The sequence below is a fragment of the Kribbella sp. NPDC049227 genome, assembly GCF_043197265.1.
GTDB lineage: Bacteria > Actinomycetota > Actinomycetes > Propionibacteriales > Kribbellaceae > Kribbella.
Genome location: NZ_JBICST010000003.1, coordinates 474,484 through 489,274, shown reverse-complemented (window position 1 = coordinate 489,274; position 14,791 = coordinate 474,484). Strand labels below are relative to the sequence as shown.

Sequence of the window (14,791 nt, the reverse complement as noted above, 5' to 3'; positions counted from 1 at the left end):
ACGGCCGGGTGCCGCGGTCAGGACACGACTGACGATCGCAGGTTGAGGAAGACCTGACGAGTCGCGGTCGATCGGTTCAAAGTGATGAAGTGGATGCCCGGAGCGCCGCCCGCCAGCAGCTGTTCGCACAGTTCGGTGGCGATCTCGACGCCGACCTGCCGGACCGCGGCCGGGTCGTCCTCGACCGCGAGCAGGCGGTCGGTGACAGCTGTCGGCAGCGCCATCCCGGTGAGCTCCGCCATCCGCTGGATCTGCTTGATGTTGGTGACCGGCATGACGCCCGGCAGCACCGGGATGTCGCAGCCGAGCGCGGCGGCCCGGTCCACCAGCCGGAAGTAGTCGTCGGCTCCGAAGAACATCTGGGTGATCGCGTAGTCCGCACCCGCCTGCGCCTTGGCCGCCAGCACCTGCGCGTCCGCCTCCAGCGAGGCGGCCTCCGGGTGCTTGTCCGGGAACGCCGCGACGCCGACGCAGAAGTCGCCGAGCGACCGGATCAGCTCGACCAGCTCGATCGCGTGGTTCATCCCCTCCGGGTGCGCGACCCAGGGCTGGTTCGGGCCGCCCGGCGGGTCGCCGCGCAGCGCCAGCATGTTCCGCACCCCGGACCCGGCGTACGCACCGATCACCGACCGCAGCTCGTCGCGTGAGTGCGCGACACAGGTCAGGTGGCCGAGTGGCGTCAGCGAGGTGTCCTGGGCGACCCGCTCGGTGACCCGGATCGTGCCGTCCCGGGTGGTCCCGCCGGCACCGTACGTGATCGAGACGAAGGTCGGCCGCAGCTGCTCGATCTCCCGGATCGAACGCCACAGCACCTCCTCGGCCTCGGGTGTCTTCGGCGGGAAGAACTCGAACGAGAAGGAACGGCCTCCGCTCGCGAGCAGCTCGCGGATCGTCGGCCGGTTGCCGGGACGCGTCGAAGCAAGACCGTTCGCCATGGCGACAGGTTACCCGCGGTGTCCACCGCTGCGTCGCACCGACTACGCTCCGAGACGTGTATGGCGATGTGGACATCCCCGCCGAGGTGCAGCGCGCGCTGACCGGTTTCCTCGACCTGCAGCAGCGGCGCCTGGAGGCGATCGGCCCGGAGCTGACCGAGCAGGTCCAGGCCGCCCGGGACGCGACCAGTGGCGGGAAGCGGTTGCGGCCGTCGTTCTGCTACTGGGGCTTCCGCGCCGCCGGTGGTGACCCGGCCCGGCCGATCCTGACGGCCGCGGCCAGCCTGGAGATGTTGCACGTCAGCGCGCTGGTCCACGACGACGTGATGGACTCCTCCGACGTACGACGAGGTGCGCCGGCCGCGCATCGCCGGTTCGAGGCGTTGCAGAGGGCTCGGTCGGAGCAGTCCGGTCGTGGCGGCGACGCGGTGAGCTTCGGCATCGGTGCGGCCATCCTGCTCGGAGATCTGTGCCTGATCTGGGCTGACGAGCTCTTGCACACCTCTGGCTTCGACGCGGCCGCGCTGGCACGGGCGGAGCAGTACTTCGATGCCGTTCGGGTCGAGGTGACAGCCGGTCAGTACCTCGACCTGCTCGCGCAGGCGAGCGGCGAGTCCGACATGGACCTGGCCCTGCGAGTACTGCGGTACAAGTCCGCGACGTACACGGTCGAGCGGCCCCTGCACGTCGGGGCAGCGCTGGCCGGTGCGGATCAGCGGTTGATCGAGTCGTTGTCGGCGTACGGACTGCCCGTCGGTGAGGCGTTCCAGTTGCGCGACGACCTGCTCGGGGTGTTCGGCGACCCGGCACTGACCGGGAAGCCGGCCGGTGACGACCTGCGCGAGGGCAAGCGGACCGTGCTGGTCGCGTACGCGGTCGACCACGCGTCGGAGGTGCAGCTGACCGAGTTCGACCGGCTCTTCGGACGACCTGACCTGGACGACGACGAGATCCAGTTGCTGCGCGAGATCCTGCAGGACTCCCGGGCGGTGCAGGCCTGCGAGGACCTCATCACCGAGCGGACCGAGGACGCTCTCGACGCGCTCGACCGCGCTCCCCTGGCCGACGACACTGCTCGCAAGGCGCTGGCCGACCTCGCGATCGCAGCCACCTCCCGGCAGCTCTAGTGCCTGGGCGCCGCAAGCGCCAAGGGATCTCCGACGCAGGGCACTAGGTCATCATCTCGATCAGCCTGAGCAGCTCCGCGGTCGGCGCGAGGTCGCCCAGGATGATCACCTTCAGTACGGCGCGATCCTCGTCATACACGGTCTCGACGCGGAGCCGGCCGATCCCGCTCTGATTGAGTGACCCGATCACATGCGTGCTGATCCGGTCCGCGGTGGCCCGGTCGACCGCGTCGATGTGCACGATGCTGGACGCCTCCACGTGCCGGGTCTGCTGGTCCACCTCCAGCGCGGCCGCACTGGTGCCGGTGAACGCCTCCAGGTCTTCGCGGGCGATCCGGTACTGCTTCCCGATCCGGACCGCCTTCAGCCGGCCGTCGCGGACGTAGTTCCGGATCGTCCGGACGTGCAGTCCGAGTCGCTGCGCGACCTGCTCGACCGAGTAGAGCTCCTGAGGCATCCGCATCCTTCGTCGTCGTGGGCACCAAGCCTAGGGCTGATTCCTTAGAATTCCCTATAAATGACTCGATAGGGAAGTTTAGGGTAGTTTAGTGCCATGATCTTCACGTCCGAGGCGGGCAGACGCCTGCTCCACGAGCGCTATCGCGAGCTGCTGGCCACCTGGCCGGTGCCGAGCGATCAGCGCCTGCTGCCGACGCGTGAAGGCGAAACGTTCGTCGTCAGCAGCGGACCGGTAGCCGCACCTCCACTCGTCCTCCTGCACGGCTCGGCCAGTACGACGCTCGAGTGGATCGGTGACGTGGCGGCCTGGTCCGAGCACTTCCGGGTACACGCGGTCGATCTGCTCGGCGAGCCAGGCCTGAGCGCGCCGGTACGTCCCGCACTGACTGCGCAGGCGGACTGGCTGGACGACGTACTGGAACGGCTCGGGATTCACGGCCCGACGCGGATGGTGGCCAGATCGCTTGGTGGGTGGTTCGCGCTCGACTACGCGGTCCGGCGGCCGGGGCGGGTGGAGAGGCTGGCGTTGCTGACACCGGCTGGGATCGGGCGGCAGAAGTCGCTGATCTTCATCCCTGCCCTGTTCCTGCAGCCGTTCGGGCGCTGGGGGACGTTGCAGACGATGCGGCTGGTCGCAGGCCCGTTGCCGTCGGGAGACGCAACGGAGTACGGACGGTTCGCACTGCAGGTGCACGAGCACTTCCGGCCCAGGCGGGTGCGGCTCCCGATCTTCACTGACGAGCAGTTGGCGAAGGTCGAGCTGCTGGTGATCGTCGGCGGGCGCGACCGGATGCTCGACGCGCAGGAGACCAAGCGGCGGTTGCCGGAGCAGACAGTGGTGTTGCCGAAGGCCGGGCACGTGGTGCCGGCCCAGACCGAGAGGGTGCTGGAGTGGTTGAGGAAGTAGGCGGGGTCCGGGTGTACGTCACCGACAGCGAGGTGGTGGACGAGCGGGGCGCGGTGGATCTGATCTCGCAGGCGGTCTACGACCACGACGCGACGTGGGTCGCCCTGGAGGCGGACCTGCTCGGGGACGAGTTCTTCGACCTGAGGACCGGACGGGCCGGAGCGATCACGCAGAAGTTCGTCCAGTACGGCGTGGGGTTCGCAGTCGTCGGCGACCTGACGGACCGGCTCGCGAAGAGCGAGCCGTTGCGGGACTGGGTGCGGGAGAGCAACCGCGGTCGGTCGGTGGTCTTCGTGCCAGAGCTGGACGAGCTCACCGATCGGCTACAGGGCCGGTAACGAGCGGATCAGGTCCGGCGTGGCGGCGGCCGAGGGCTCACGGACCAGGACGCGGAGCTGGCCCGAGTTCGTGATGTCCTCGGCGAAGATCTGGAGCGCGACGTCGACCGTGTCGTGGTCGTGCTCGAGCAGGTGGTGCAGGCCTTCCCAGAGGACGATCTCGGGCGCACCCGTGGAGTGGTCGCTCAGCGAGTCGGCCAGCGCGTCCCAGTTCCGGCCGAACCAGCGCGGCAGGTCGAACGCGGTCGCGCACTGGTCCAGGAAGCCAGCCTTGTCGGTGACGTCGCTGGTGTCCAGGAGCACGAAGTCCCAGCCGGCGGCCGCGACGTCACGGCGTACCTGATCCGGCGTGTGGTCCGACTGCCAGCGGTAGACGCCGGGGCGCACTCCGTCGGTCAGCAGCGTGCGCAGGTCGGTCATCCGTCGGTGCCCCCGTCTTCCGCGATCCGGCGGAACGACTCGTAGTGGTCATCCGTGTAATAACGCTCGCCGCCGGTGCCGGTCACGACCCGGCGGGCACCACGGTCCTTCTCTCCCGGCGTCTTCACCGTGTACTCGTGGTAGTAGCCGCGGTCGTGCTTCGGCAGGATCTTCTCGAGGTTGCCGAACACGACGCCGTCGCGGCTGTACGGGTACGGTCCGCCCGCGTCGATCAGCTTCAGCGTGTCCTGCGCCTCCTTCGGGAGGTCCGCTACCGCGACGATCCGAAGACCACTGTCCGGATCCGTGCTCGACGCGCTCGACGGCTGGGTCTTGGCCGCGGCGCAGCCGAACAACGACGCCGCCAACGTGATCACCAGCATGGCGATCAGAATCGCGGCGATGATCCGGGCGGTCTTCGGGTTGTTGATCACCCGGCACCCCGCAGCCGCCGGCTGAACTCCGCGGCCGCGGCCTCCGGGTCGTCCGCGTCGGTGATGGCGCGGACGACGACCACGCGGGTGGCGCCGGCCTCGATGACCTGGTCGAGCCGGCCGAGATCGATGCCTCCGATCGCGAACCACGGCTTGGACTGCGGCCGGCTGGCGGCGTACGAGACGAGCTCCAGACCGGCCGCCTGACGACCGGGCTTCGTCGGTGTCTCCCAGGTCGGACCGACGCAGAAGTAGTCGGATCCCTGCTCGGCCACCACCGCGTTCACCTGACTGAACGTGTGCGTCGATCGCCCGATGATCGGATCCGGTCCGGTGATGGCTCGTGCGGCGTGCACCGGCAGGTCCCGCTGGCCGAGGTGCAGTACGTCGGCCCCGGACGTGAACGCGATGTCCGCCCGGTCGTTGACCGCCAGCAGCTTGCCGTGCCGCTTGCAGGCGTCCGCGAACACCTCCAGCGCGGCCAGCTCGTCGGCCGCCTCCATCTCCTTCTGCCGGAGCTGCACGATGTCCACGCCACCGGCCAGCGCGGCGTCCAGGAACTGTCCGAGGTCGCCCTGCTTCTCGCGGGCGTCCGTGCAGAGGTACAGGTGGGCGTCGTCGAGGCGATCGGTGTGCTCAGTCACACCGCAAAGCCTGCCATGTCCTGCTGGACGTAGGCTTTACGGCATGCCTGAGCACACGTCCGATGTGGTGGTGGTCGGCGCCGGGCTGATCGGTCTGGCGACCGCTTGGCGCCTCGCGGCAGACGGTATCCAGGTGACGGTATGCGACCCGACACCCGGCACCCAGACCTCCGCCGTCGCCGCCGGCATGCTCGCACCGGTCACCGAAGTCGAGTACGGCGAAGACGACCTGCTGGCCCTCAACCTCGCCAGCGTGGCCGCGTGGCCGGCGTTCGCGGCCGAGCTCGAAGAGCTGACCGGTCTGCCTGCGGGCCTCCACCAGACCGGCACGTTGTCCGTGGCGTACGACGTTGATGACGCGGCAGCACTGCGCAGACTGGCCGACTACCAGCGCCGACTCGGTCTGGTCGTCGAGGAGCTGTCCGGCCGGGACGCCCGCAAACGCGAGCCTCTGCTCGCAGCCGGGGTCTCCGGCGGCGTGTGGGTGCCAGGCGACCACTCAGTCGACAACCGGCAGGCAGTCGCCGCCCTCCTGCGTGCAGTCGAGCTCTCCGGCGTCACCCTGATCCGCCAACGCGTGTCCCACATCATCACAGCCGGTACGACGGCTGTCGGCGTACAACTGGACAACGGGGACACCGTGCGGGCTGCGCACGTGATAGCTGCCACTGGGCCTTGGTCGTCGCAGTTGGAAGGCGTTCCCGATGAGCTGCGGCCGCCGGTGCGTCCGGTGAAGGGTGAGGTGCTTCGGCTGCGGGTGCCAGAGGCGTACCGCCCGGCGCTCAAGCACACGGTGCGCGCGACGGCACGCGGCTTCTCGGTCTACCTGGTGCCGCGGCCCAACGGCGAACTTGTCGTTGGTGCGACCACCAGTGAGCTCGGCTACGACACGCGGGTGCTCGCAGGCGGCGTATTCACGCTGCTGCGGGACGCACGGACCGTCCTCCCGATCACGGACGAGCTGGAACTGGTCGAGTCGATCGCCGGGCTCCGGCCGGCCACACCGGACAACGCACCGATCCTCGGGCCGTCGGGTCTCGACGGGTTGCTCTGGGCGACCGGCCACTACCGCAACGGCGTACTGCTGACTCCGATCACCGCGCAGATCATCGCCGACACGGTCCGCACCGGCGTCCTGCCGGAGCTCGCAAAGCCGTTCCTGGGCAGTAGGTTCGGCCACTCCGCCGAGCACCTAAGGTGAGGCCATGAGCGATGACACCTTGCTGATTGCCGGACGCGAGCTCACGTCGCGGTTGGTGATGGGGACGGGCGGTGCGCCCAGTCTCGAGGTATTGGAAGAGGCTCTGGTCGCGTCCGGGACGCAGCTGACAACGGTCGCCCTGCGCCGCCTCGACCCGCATCAGCAGGGCTCGGTCCTCGACGTACTGCGCAAGCACGACATCGCCGTCCTGCCGAACACGGCCGGCTGCTTCACCGCCGGCGAGGCCGTACTGACCGCGCGGCTTGCCCGGGAGGCGTTCCACACCGACCTGATCAAGCTGGAGGTGGTCGCCGACGACCACACCCTGCTCCCCGATCCGGTCGAGTTGCTGGACGCGGCCGAGCAGTTGGTGAACGACGGATTCCAGGTGCTCGCCTACACCAACGACGACCCGATCCTGGCCCGCCGGTTGGCCCAGGCCGGGTGTGCGGCCGTGATGCCGCTCGGCTCCCCGATCGGGTCCGGCCTGGGCATCCGCAACCCGCACAACATCAGCATGATCGTCGACGAGCTCGACGTACCCGTCGTTCTCGATGCCGGGATCGGTACGGCGAGCGACGCCGCGCTGGCGATGGAGCTGGGCTGCGACGCGGTGCTGCTGGCGACCGCGGTCACCCGGGCCGAACACCCCGCGTTGATGGCGGCCGCGATGCGCGACGCGGTAGTTGCCGGACGCAACGCACGGCGCGCGGGCCGGATCCCGAAGCGCTACCACGCGAATCCCTCGTCACCGTTGGAAGGCAGAGCCGCCCTGTAGCGGTGCCGTAGCCCGGCGGTTGCCCTGAGCAACATCGGCTTGTGAACTACATTGATGTAGTTCAGGTTTGAATTGTAAACATTGAGTTACAGGCGTAACAAGCACCCCATTCGCCCCTGTTGTCACATCCGTACCAGCACTTACGGTCAAGAGACGCTCACACGGGGAGATGGATCGATGCGTAACGTCATACGGATAGTGACCGGGCTTGCCGTTCCAGTGCTGGCCGCCGCGGTGATCACCGCAGGCTCCCCCGGCTTCGGGGCGTACAAGGTGAAGGACGGCGACACCCTCAGCCACATCGCCGCCCGGTACGGGACCACGGTCAAGGCCCTCGTTGCCCTGAACAATCTCCCTGGCAACGGCAACGCGATCTACGCCGGGGAGACCCTCAAGGTGCCGGGCCAGAAAGCGAGGACCGCCTCAGGCCACCCGGCCAAGCGCACGGTCGCGGGCGGCCGGGTCACCTATGTGGTGAAGCCGGGCGACACGATCACGAAGATCGCCAAGCGGTTCCGGTGCTCGCAGGCCAACCTCCTGGCCGCCAACGGATTGAAGGTCAGCGACCGCATCTATGCCGGGAAACCGCTGCAGGTGCCGGTCACGATCAAGCCGAAACCCAAGGCCAAGGCACCGGCCAAGACGAAGGACAACACCTTCGCCGGCCGCACGTACGCCGACCACATCGTCGCCCAGGCCAACCGCAACCGGGCGGCCCTGAAGAAGCGCAAGCTGCCGACCCGGACGCAGATGCGCAGCCTGATCGTCAGCACCTCGAAGCGGTACGGCGTCGACCCTGAACTGGCGCTCGCGGTCAGCTGGCAGGAGTCGGGCTGGAAACAGCGGGTCGTCTCCCCCGCCAACGCGGTCGGCGCGATGCAGGTGATCCCGTCGACCGGACGGTTCGTGTCCAGCGTCGTCGGGCGCAACCTTGACCTGCTCAAGCCACAGGACAACGTCACCGCCGGTGTGGTCCTGCTGGACCGGTTGACCGGCGCCGCGAAGCTCGACATCGCGGTCGCCGGCTACTACCAGGGCCTCGGCGGGGTCACGAAAAACGGCATGTACCCGGACACGAAGCTGTATGTGAAGAACGTACTCCGGATCAAGGCACAGCTGGAACGCGGCTGGGACCCACTGCGGTGAGCCTGGCGCCGTCACGCTGAGCCCTTATCTACACTCTCTGAGCAGGACGGCTTCGAGAGGCGGCTCACCGCAAGTGACGGACGACGTGGACACGCAGGTCAGCGACCGCCTCGTCGGGCGAGTGCTCGACGGACGGTACCGCGTGGGCGCGCGTGTCGCGAAGGGCGGGATGGCCACCGTCTACCAGGCCCTCGACATGCGGCTGGACCGGACCGTCGCCCTGAAGGTGATGCACGACGGACTCGGCGACGACGCCCAGTTCGCCCGCCGGTTCGTCGCCGAGGCCCGGGCCGCCGCCCGGCTCTCGCACCCGAACGTGGTCGCCGTCTTCGACCAGGGGGACGACGACGGCACCCTGTTCCTGGCGATGGAGTACGTGCCCGGACGCACGCTGCGGGACGTGATCCGCGAGCAGGCGCCGCTCGCCCCCGCCCGGGCGCTGGCCCTGCTGGCCCCGATCCTGTCCGCGCTGTCTGCCGCCCACGACGCGGGCATCGTCCACCGCGACATCAAGCCTGAGAACGTGCTGATCGCCGACAACGGCGTGGTGAAGGTCGCCGACTTCGGCCTGGCCCGGGCGGTCAGCGCGACCGGCAACACCGCGACCCAGGGCCTGCTGATGGGCACGGTGTCGTACCTGGCGCCCGAACTCGTCACCGACGGTAGTGCGGACGCCCGCTCGGACGTCTACTCCTCCGGCATCCTGCTGTACGAGATGCTCACCGGGAACAAGCCGCACTCCGGCGACACTCCGATCCAGGTCGCCTACGCGCATGTACACGCCGACGTTCCCGCACCGTCGCTCGAGGTGGCGAGTATCCCGCCGTACGTCGATGCGCTGGTGCAGCGTGCGACGGCCCGGGACCGGGACCTGCGTCCCGCCGACGCGCGGGTGCTGAGCCGTCAGGTGCACCGGGTCCGTAGTGCCCTCGAGGACGGCCTGCCGGACGACCCGGAGCTCACCGGCGACCTCACGGTGCCGATCCAGCAGATCCGTCAGGACAGCGGCTACGACGACGGCTACACCCGCGATGTGCCGACGCTGGCGGGTGACAACGGTCACGTCCTGCGCCACGACACGATCGTCGTACCGGTGGAGAAGGGGCGGCCGACCGGTGGCCCGGCGACCCGGGTCCAGGCGCCGCCGCAGCGCCGGGGCCGCGGACTGGTCGCGCTCATCCTCATCCTGGCCGCGGCCATCGGGATCGGTACGGCGGCCTGGTACTACGGGATCCACCGCTACACGAGCACGCCCAACCTGGTGAGCATGGTCCCCGCGGTGGCCGCCGCCGAGGCCGAGAAGTCCGGACTGCGGACCACCCTGGCCAACCAGGACTTCTCCGAGAACGTGCCCAAGGGTCAGGTGGTGTCGACCGACCCGGCCGCGGGTGACCGGATCCGGAAGAACGGCGAGATCAACCTGACCGTCTCCAAGGGCCCGGAGCGGTACCGCGTGCCGCAGCTGGCCGGACTGGAGCTGGAGGCCGCGAAGAATGCGCTGGCTCCGATCAAGCTGAACGCCGGTCAGATCGTCGAGCAGTACAACGAGACCGTGCCGGCCGGCCGGGTGATCGCGTTCAGCCCGAAGTTCGACACGGTCGTCAAGCCCGGGGACGCGGTCAACTTCGTGGTCAGCAAGGGCAAGAAGCCGATCACCGTGCCGGATACGACCGGGAAGTCGTACCAGGACGCGAACAGGCAACTGCGCAAGCTCGGCCTCCTGGTCGGCCGCACCGAGCAGTACGACGAGAAGGTGCCGGAAGGCAACGTCATCAGCCAGACCCCGAACACCGGCACCCTGTTCGCCAAGGACAAGGTCCAGCTGGTGGTGTCGAAGGGCCTACCGCTGCGCGACGTTCCGGACGTCAAGCGCAAGAGTCTCGCCGACGCGCAGAAGATCCTCACCGACGCGGGCTTCGTCGTGAAGGTGGAGAAGGCACCGTTCAACCTCGGGCTGAACATCGTCGCGGCGCAGAACCCGGGTGCGGGGAAGCAGGCCCAGCCCGGCAGCACCGTCGTGATCACCGTCCTCTGAGCCGTTTTGCCTTCTGTGCAAGGCGTCTGATGAGATGTCCGGCGTGAACCACCCACGTCTGGCCGTGCTGGCCCTGCTCGCGGTCGCGGCGGCGTGGGGATCGACGTTCTTCCTGACCAAGGACCTGCTCACCAGGATGGACGTCGCCGACTACCTGGCGTTGCGGTTCCTGATCGCGTCGGTGGCGCTCGTGCTGGTGCACCCGCCGGCGATCTCCCGCCTGAGCCGGCTCGACCGGGGGCGGGCCGTTGCCCTCGGCATCACCTACGGCATCGCCCAGCTGGTTCAGACCGAAGGCCTGCGGCACACTTCGGCGAGCGTGTCCGGGTTCGTCACCGGCATGTACGTCGTCTTCACCCCGCTGCTGGCCGCCGTCATCCTCCGGCACAAGATCGGCCGGTGGGCCTGGGTCGCCGTGTTCCTCGCCACTGTCGGGCTCGGCGTCCTGTCGCTGCAGGGCCTCAGCCTGGGCACCGGCGAGTTGCTCACGCTCGCCTCGGCCGGTCTCTACGCCTTGCACATCATCGGGCTGGGCGCGTGGTCCACCCCGCGGAACGCCTTCGGTCTGTCGGCGCTGCAGATGATCGTCATCACGATGGTCTGTGCGATCGGCGCGCTGCCCGGCGGATTCGCGGTCCCGCCCACCGGGGGCGACTGGGCGAGGGTGATCTACATGGCCCTGGTCGCCGGCGCGCTCGCGCTGATCGTGCAGACCTGGGCACAGGCGCACCTCACCCCGACCCGGGCGGCGATCGCGATGACGATGGAGCCGGTGTTCGCGTCCGGTTTCGCGGTGCTCTTCGGGTCCGAGAGCGTGACGTGGCGCATGCTGGTAGGTGGCGCATTGGTCGTGTCAGCGATGTACTTGGTCGAGCTCGCACCGCGGCGCAAGTTCGAGGCGGAAGTACAACACCTGGCCCAGTAGGGGGAACGATGCGGGACGACAGCGCGCGACGGGACCGGTGGTTCCCGGCCGTCGTGATCGTCGTCCTGCTGACGATCCTGGCCGCCGGTACGGCGAACAACCTCGTGCGCAACCCACAACCCCGGCTCGTCGCCGACGGCGTACCCCTCCACGGCGCCGCGCAATCCGCGGGCGAGCGCGGCGAGCTGATGCAGCACGCGATCGCCGACCTCGACGCACTCACCCTCCCCAGCGGCGCCACGCTGGCGGGCTGGGACGGCCCCTGGCGGTTCGTCTGGCCCCGCGACGCGTCGTTCGTCGCCGCGGCACGGTGCTCGATCGGACAGTACGACCAAGCCGACCGGGTCCTGCGTTTCCTCGACGGCATCAAGCCGTCGTCCGGCCGTTGGGAAGCCCGGTACTCCGCGACCGGCGAGGTGATCCGCGACGGACGTGAGCCACAGCTCGACGGATCGGGATGGGTGCTCTGGGCAACCTGGTTCTGCCGGGCCGGCGGGAAGTACTGGGAGCTGGTCCGCGAGTCCGCTGACGAGATTGTTTCCGAGCTGACCGCGGACGGACTGCCCGCGCCGTCCCCCGATTACTGGGAGCGCCCCGAGTCGAAGGTGACGCTGGGCATTGTCGCCCCGCTCCTCACCGGCCTCCGCTCGGCGATCCAGATCGCCACGCAGCAGAACCACGGCGCCGAGGCCGCACGCTGGCGGACCGCGCTCGACAAGTTGTCCACAGCAACAGATCGCGTCTTCGGTCCGGACTATCCCAGGACGCCTGCCCGGGCGGTGAGCCTCCTCGAGCCCGGCCTCGAGCCGATCGGGATCGGTGGTGGTGCCGACGCGATCGTCACCGTGCTCGGACCACCGTTCGCTCCGGCCCGGGAGGCCGTGTCCACGGCGATCGACCGGTCTCGCGGCGTACTGACGCAGCCGAACGGAGGCGTGACGCCGGGCGAGGACTGGCGCACCGACGGCGTGGCCTGGACGCCGCAGACGGCGTTGTTCGCGCTGAGCGCGGCGGCCCGCGGAGACGAGGCGACCGCTGAATCGTTGCTGTCCTGGCTCGACCGCCACCGGACCAGCACCGGCGCACTGCCGGAGAAGGTCAATCGCGACCTGGAGCCGGCCGGCGAGGCTCCCCTGGGCTGGACCTCGGCCCTGGTCGTCCTCACCGGCGCGGCACTGCAGAAGCCGCTACCTATTCCCGGTTAGCAGATCTCCATCACGTCGTGCACCGGCGCCTCCGGGCGCGCCGTACTCGTCTTGGCCGAGTAGAAGAAGGCGGTCGACGCGATGTCGTCCTGCAGCGGCAGATAGCGGCCGCCCGACCGCCAGCCGAGGGCCTGTACGTCGACCCGCAGCCGCTCCTTGAACCGGATCGGGTCGGGCAGGTGGAAGCGGTACATCCCGAACCGCTGCTGGCTCGCGTACTGCCCGTCCGGCCGGATCACCTGCGGCATACCGAGGTACGGCGTACTGAACTCCGTGTAGCCGCCGAGGTGGGGCACGTCGAAGTTCCACGCGCCGCCGAAGTAGTCCTCGGTGCCGGTGCCGCAGATGGTCGGGAACTCGTCGTCGCCGTCGAGGTAGAACTTTACCTCGCCCTCGCCCCACCAGCCGGTGCTGTTGACGCCCCAGGCGACGTACGTCCCGACGTAATGGCCCGGGCCCTCGACGCCGTCCAGCAGCGTGTGCACGGTCTGCGACTGCAGCGGGTTGCTCCGCCGCCACTGCGCATGCAGGTACGCCGACTTGTCCGGTACGGCGCCCAGCCAGTAGTCCACCTGGAAGTACACGACCACCTTCTCGTCGTGCGTGTTCTCCAACGTGACCGTGGCCCGCTCGGTGAACGGCATCTCCCAGTAGCAGTTGAAGCCGCCGTTCGGGTTCACCGCCACCGGCAGCGAGTTGACCTGCGCGAACTTGCCCCAGCCGGAGCAGAAGAAGTCGCCGACCGGCGTCTCGATCGCGGGCGCCTCGTCGCCGTCCCAGTGCGCGCGCAGCACCAGCCGCCGCCAGTGGTCGACGTGCGTCGTCAGCCAGATGTGCGTGATGCAGCCCGAACCGGCGATGTCCGCGAGCGTGGCGGTCTCGCCCGGGCCGATCTCGATCGACGGCGACACCTTCCAGCCCAGACCGAGATCGCGGGCCGCGCGGGCACCGGTCCCCTCGGTCCGCCGGCCACCCTGCCCAGGCTCGCCGGTCGGGTTCTCCGCACTGATGGACCGCGACTCGACGTCGGCGAGCGCGCTGATGCCGGACAGATTCCCAAGAGTCATACCGCGACCCTAGGCCGCGGCGGGGTCCGTGAGAAATCGATTGCCCACCAAATGGACCCGCTTATATGCCGCATGGGTTATATTAATGGCATGGACAGTCGACGCGGGACGGTGTTCGGGACCGAGGACGGCAGGGTGGCGATCCGGTTCGTGCGTCTGGTGCCGCATCCGCCGGAGAAGGTCTGGCGGGCGATCACAGATCCGGAGCAGCTCGCGGTCTGGTTTCCGGCCGTGGTCGAGCTGGATCGGCCGGCCGGGTCCGAGCTGTTCTTCGGGGTGACGGACGAGCAGCGGCGGCGGTACGGGATGGCGGACGATCCGGACGCCGCACCGAGCGGGCGGATGCTGCGGAACGAGCCGCCGTCGGTCCTCGAGTACGAATGGGCCGGCGAGATCCTGACCTGGGAGATCACCGGTACGGCAGAGGGCAGCCGGCTGGTGTTCACCAACGTGCTGTCCGATCCGGACGCCGCCGGCCCGGCGGCCGCGGGCTGGGAGGCCGGGCTGGAGGTCGTCGAGGCGCAACTGGACGGCAAGGCGATCACCTGGAGCCCCCTCGACCGCGCCGAGGAACTCGTCGCGTTGTACGCCGGCTGATCAGCAGGGGCGGACCTTGGCGTCCAGGCCGTGCTCGAAGGACACACAGGCCCACGGACGACCCTGGTCGGCCTTGGCGCGGACGATCACGGGGAACGCGGTGGCCCCGCGGACTTCCGGGGTCTTGTCGGTCTTCAGCGAGCCGATCGCGCCGCCACGGGACTCGGCGGCCGACTTCACGTCCTCGATCGTGACCGCACTGCGCGCGGCCTTGGTGGCCGTGTTCTCGGCCTCGGTGGCGACCGCGAGGGCGAAGTCGATCTCCGGTGGTGTGGCCCAGGTCGTCTGGGTCACCGGGATGACCAGGCCGAACATCACCAGGCCGATCGCGGTGACGATCTGGCGGATGCGGCGGGTCTGGTCGCTGAGCAGCAAGGCGGCGCAGCACAACGCCAGGATGAGCGTCAGTCCGCGCAGGATCCAGTGCCGGTCGAGCCGGCTGTCCACCGCGAGCCCGGCGGCGAGTGCGATCACGATGCAGAGCACGGCGGCGCCGAGCGCCTGGAGCCGGGGAGACACGGAAGGCATGGCGCAGACGATAGACGTTGGCCGTTCGTCGCAGCGCACGGGCCG

Annotated in this window: 17 protein-coding genes; 10 read left to right on the top strand and 7 right to left on the bottom strand. The window is 69.2% G+C overall.

Features of this window, described 5'->3' with window-relative positions:
• Nucleotides 1–17: 17 nt before the first annotated feature.
• Complete coding sequence (gene metF, locus ACGFH6_RS14615) at nucleotides 18–935, bottom strand: methylenetetrahydrofolate reductase [NAD(P)H] (RefSeq protein WP_393383802.1); 918 nt, start codon at nucleotides 933–935, stop codon at nucleotides 18–20.
• Between the two features lie 56 nt (nucleotides 936–991).
• Between metF and ACGFH6_RS14610 the strand changes: the two genes are divergently transcribed.
• Nucleotides 992–2,062, top strand: coding sequence for a polyprenyl synthetase family protein (locus ACGFH6_RS14610; RefSeq protein WP_393383800.1), 1,071 nt, complete (start codon nucleotides 992–994; stop codon nucleotides 2,060–2,062).
• Between the two features lie 43 nt (nucleotides 2,063–2,105).
• Here ACGFH6_RS14610 and ACGFH6_RS14605 read toward each other — a convergent pair whose 3' ends face one another.
• A complete protein-coding gene (locus ACGFH6_RS14605; protein WP_393383798.1) occupies nucleotides 2,106–2,519 on the bottom strand; it encodes a helix-turn-helix domain-containing protein in 414 nt (137 codons plus the stop codon).
• 96 nt (nucleotides 2,520–2,615) lie between these two features.
• Here ACGFH6_RS14605 and ACGFH6_RS14600 point away from each other — a divergent pair, with 96 nt between their 5' ends.
• Both ACGFH6_RS14600 and ACGFH6_RS14595 read left to right on the top strand, forming a co-directional pair.
• Nucleotides 2,616–3,428, top strand: a complete 813-nt coding sequence (locus tag ACGFH6_RS14600; RefSeq protein ID WP_393383796.1) for an alpha/beta fold hydrolase — start codon at nucleotides 2,616–2,618, stop codon at nucleotides 3,426–3,428.
• Nucleotides 3,413–3,766: a DUF4180 domain-containing protein gene (locus tag ACGFH6_RS14595; RefSeq protein ID WP_393383794.1), complete on the top strand. Its 354-nt coding sequence runs from the start codon at nucleotides 3,413–3,415 to the stop codon at nucleotides 3,764–3,766. Before ACGFH6_RS14600 ends, ACGFH6_RS14595 begins: the two co-directional genes overlap by 16 nt.
• Here ACGFH6_RS14595 and ACGFH6_RS14590 read toward each other — a convergent pair.
• The 3 genes from ACGFH6_RS14590 to thiE are packed head-to-tail and all read right to left on the bottom strand — an operon-like array spanning nucleotide 3,752 to nucleotide 5,264.
• Entirely contained in the window at nucleotides 3,752–4,186 is a 435-nt protein-coding gene (locus ACGFH6_RS14590; RefSeq protein ID WP_393383792.1) for a barstar family protein, read from the bottom strand. The genes ACGFH6_RS14595 and ACGFH6_RS14590 overlap by 15 nt on opposite strands.
• Nucleotides 4,183–4,620, bottom strand: a complete 438-nt coding sequence (locus ACGFH6_RS14585; protein ID WP_393383790.1) for a ribonuclease domain-containing protein — start codon at nucleotides 4,618–4,620, stop codon at nucleotides 4,183–4,185. Before ACGFH6_RS14585 ends, ACGFH6_RS14590 begins: the two co-directional genes overlap by 4 nt.
• Nucleotides 4,617–5,264, bottom strand: a complete 648-nt coding sequence (gene thiE / locus ACGFH6_RS14580) for a thiamine phosphate synthase (RefSeq protein WP_393383788.1) — start codon at nucleotides 5,262–5,264, stop codon at nucleotides 4,617–4,619. Before thiE ends, ACGFH6_RS14585 begins: the two co-directional genes overlap by 4 nt.
• Nucleotides 5,265–5,307: 43 nt before the next feature.
• On the opposite strand from thiE, the gene thiO reads away from it, so the two are divergent.
• The 6 genes from thiO to ACGFH6_RS14550 all read left to right on the top strand — a co-directional run bounded on the left by thiO (nucleotide 5,308) and on the right by ACGFH6_RS14550 (nucleotide 12,554).
• Nucleotides 5,308–6,465: a glycine oxidase ThiO gene (gene thiO, locus ACGFH6_RS14575; RefSeq protein ID WP_393383786.1), complete on the top strand. Its 1,158-nt coding sequence runs from the start codon at nucleotides 5,308–5,310 to the stop codon at nucleotides 6,463–6,465.
• 4 nt (nucleotides 6,466–6,469) lie between these two features.
• On the top strand, nucleotides 6,470–7,243 hold the full coding sequence (locus ACGFH6_RS14570; RefSeq protein ID WP_393383785.1) for a thiazole synthase: 774 nt from the start codon (nucleotides 6,470–6,472) through the stop codon (nucleotides 7,241–7,243).
• 177 nt (nucleotides 7,244–7,420) lie between these two features.
• A complete protein-coding gene (locus tag ACGFH6_RS14565; protein WP_393383783.1) occupies nucleotides 7,421–8,389 on the top strand; it encodes a LysM peptidoglycan-binding domain-containing protein in 969 nt (322 codons plus the stop codon).
• Between the two features lie 73 nt (nucleotides 8,390–8,462).
• Nucleotides 8,463–10,424 carry a Stk1 family PASTA domain-containing Ser/Thr kinase gene (gene pknB / locus ACGFH6_RS14560; protein ID WP_393383781.1) on the top strand — a complete coding sequence of 654 codons (1,962 nt, stop codon included), beginning with the start codon at nucleotides 8,463–8,465 and terminating at the stop codon, nucleotides 10,422–10,424.
• A 43-nt stretch (nucleotides 10,425–10,467) separates the two neighbouring features.
• The gene (locus tag ACGFH6_RS14555; RefSeq protein WP_393383779.1) at nucleotides 10,468–11,349 is read left to right on the top strand and encodes a DMT family transporter; all 882 of its coding nucleotides are present in this window, start codon (nucleotides 10,468–10,470) and stop codon (nucleotides 11,347–11,349) included.
• An 8-nt stretch (nucleotides 11,350–11,357) separates the two neighbouring features.
• On the top strand, nucleotides 11,358–12,554 hold the full coding sequence (locus ACGFH6_RS14550) for a glucoamylase (protein WP_393383777.1): 1,197 nt from the start codon (nucleotides 11,358–11,360) through the stop codon (nucleotides 12,552–12,554).
• Here the strand turns inward: ACGFH6_RS14550 and ACGFH6_RS14545 are convergent.
• A complete protein-coding gene (locus tag ACGFH6_RS14545) occupies nucleotides 12,551–13,621 on the bottom strand; it encodes a glycoside hydrolase family 172 protein (RefSeq protein WP_393383775.1) in 1,071 nt (356 codons plus the stop codon). The genes ACGFH6_RS14550 and ACGFH6_RS14545 overlap by 4 nt on opposite strands.
• Before the next feature lie 90 nt (nucleotides 13,622–13,711).
• On the opposite strand from ACGFH6_RS14545, the gene ACGFH6_RS14540 reads away from it, so the two are divergent.
• Nucleotides 13,712–14,218 carry an SRPBCC domain-containing protein gene (locus ACGFH6_RS14540; RefSeq protein WP_393383773.1) on the top strand — a complete coding sequence of 169 codons (507 nt, stop codon included), beginning with the start codon at nucleotides 13,712–13,714 and terminating at the stop codon, nucleotides 14,216–14,218.
• On the opposite strand, the gene ACGFH6_RS14535 is transcribed toward ACGFH6_RS14540, so the two are convergent.
• Entirely contained in the window at nucleotides 14,219–14,746 is a 528-nt protein-coding gene (locus ACGFH6_RS14535; RefSeq protein WP_393383771.1) for a hypothetical protein, read from the bottom strand.
• Between the last annotated feature and the right edge of the window lie 45 nt (nucleotides 14,747–14,791).

Bases quoted from the DNA above. Each gene is read 5' to 3' on its own strand.
- metF (WP_393383802.1), bottom strand. From the start codon at position 935: ATGGCGAACGGTCTTGCTTCGACGCGTCCCGGCAACCGGCCGACGATC.
- ACGFH6_RS14605 (WP_393383798.1), bottom strand. From the start codon at position 2,519: ATGCCTCAGGAGCTCTACTCGGTCGAGCAGGTCGCGCAGCGACTCGGA.
- ACGFH6_RS14600 (WP_393383796.1), top strand. From the start codon at position 2,616: ATGATCTTCACGTCCGAGGCGGGCAGACGCCTGCTCCACGAGCGCTAT.
- ACGFH6_RS14590 (WP_393383792.1), bottom strand. From the start codon at position 4,186: ATGACCGACCTGCGCACGCTGCTGACCGACGGAGTGCGCCCCGGCGTC.
- thiO (WP_393383786.1), top strand. From the start codon at position 5,308: ATGCCTGAGCACACGTCCGATGTGGTGGTGGTCGGCGCCGGGCTGATC.
- ACGFH6_RS14570 (WP_393383785.1), top strand. From the start codon at position 6,470: ATGAGCGATGACACCTTGCTGATTGCCGGACGCGAGCTCACGTCGCGG.
- ACGFH6_RS14565 (WP_393383783.1), top strand. From the start codon at position 7,421: ATGCGTAACGTCATACGGATAGTGACCGGGCTTGCCGTTCCAGTGCTG.
- ACGFH6_RS14550 (WP_393383777.1), top strand. From the start codon at position 11,358: ATGCGGGACGACAGCGCGCGACGGGACCGGTGGTTCCCGGCCGTCGTG.
- ACGFH6_RS14545 (WP_393383775.1), bottom strand. From the start codon at position 13,621: ATGACTCTTGGGAATCTGTCCGGCATCAGCGCGCTCGCCGACGTCGAG.
- ACGFH6_RS14540 (WP_393383773.1), top strand. From the start codon at position 13,712: ATGGACAGTCGACGCGGGACGGTGTTCGGGACCGAGGACGGCAGGGTG.
- ACGFH6_RS14535 (WP_393383771.1), bottom strand. From the start codon at position 14,746: ATGCCTTCCGTGTCTCCCCGGCTCCAGGCGCTCGGCGCCGCCGTGCTC.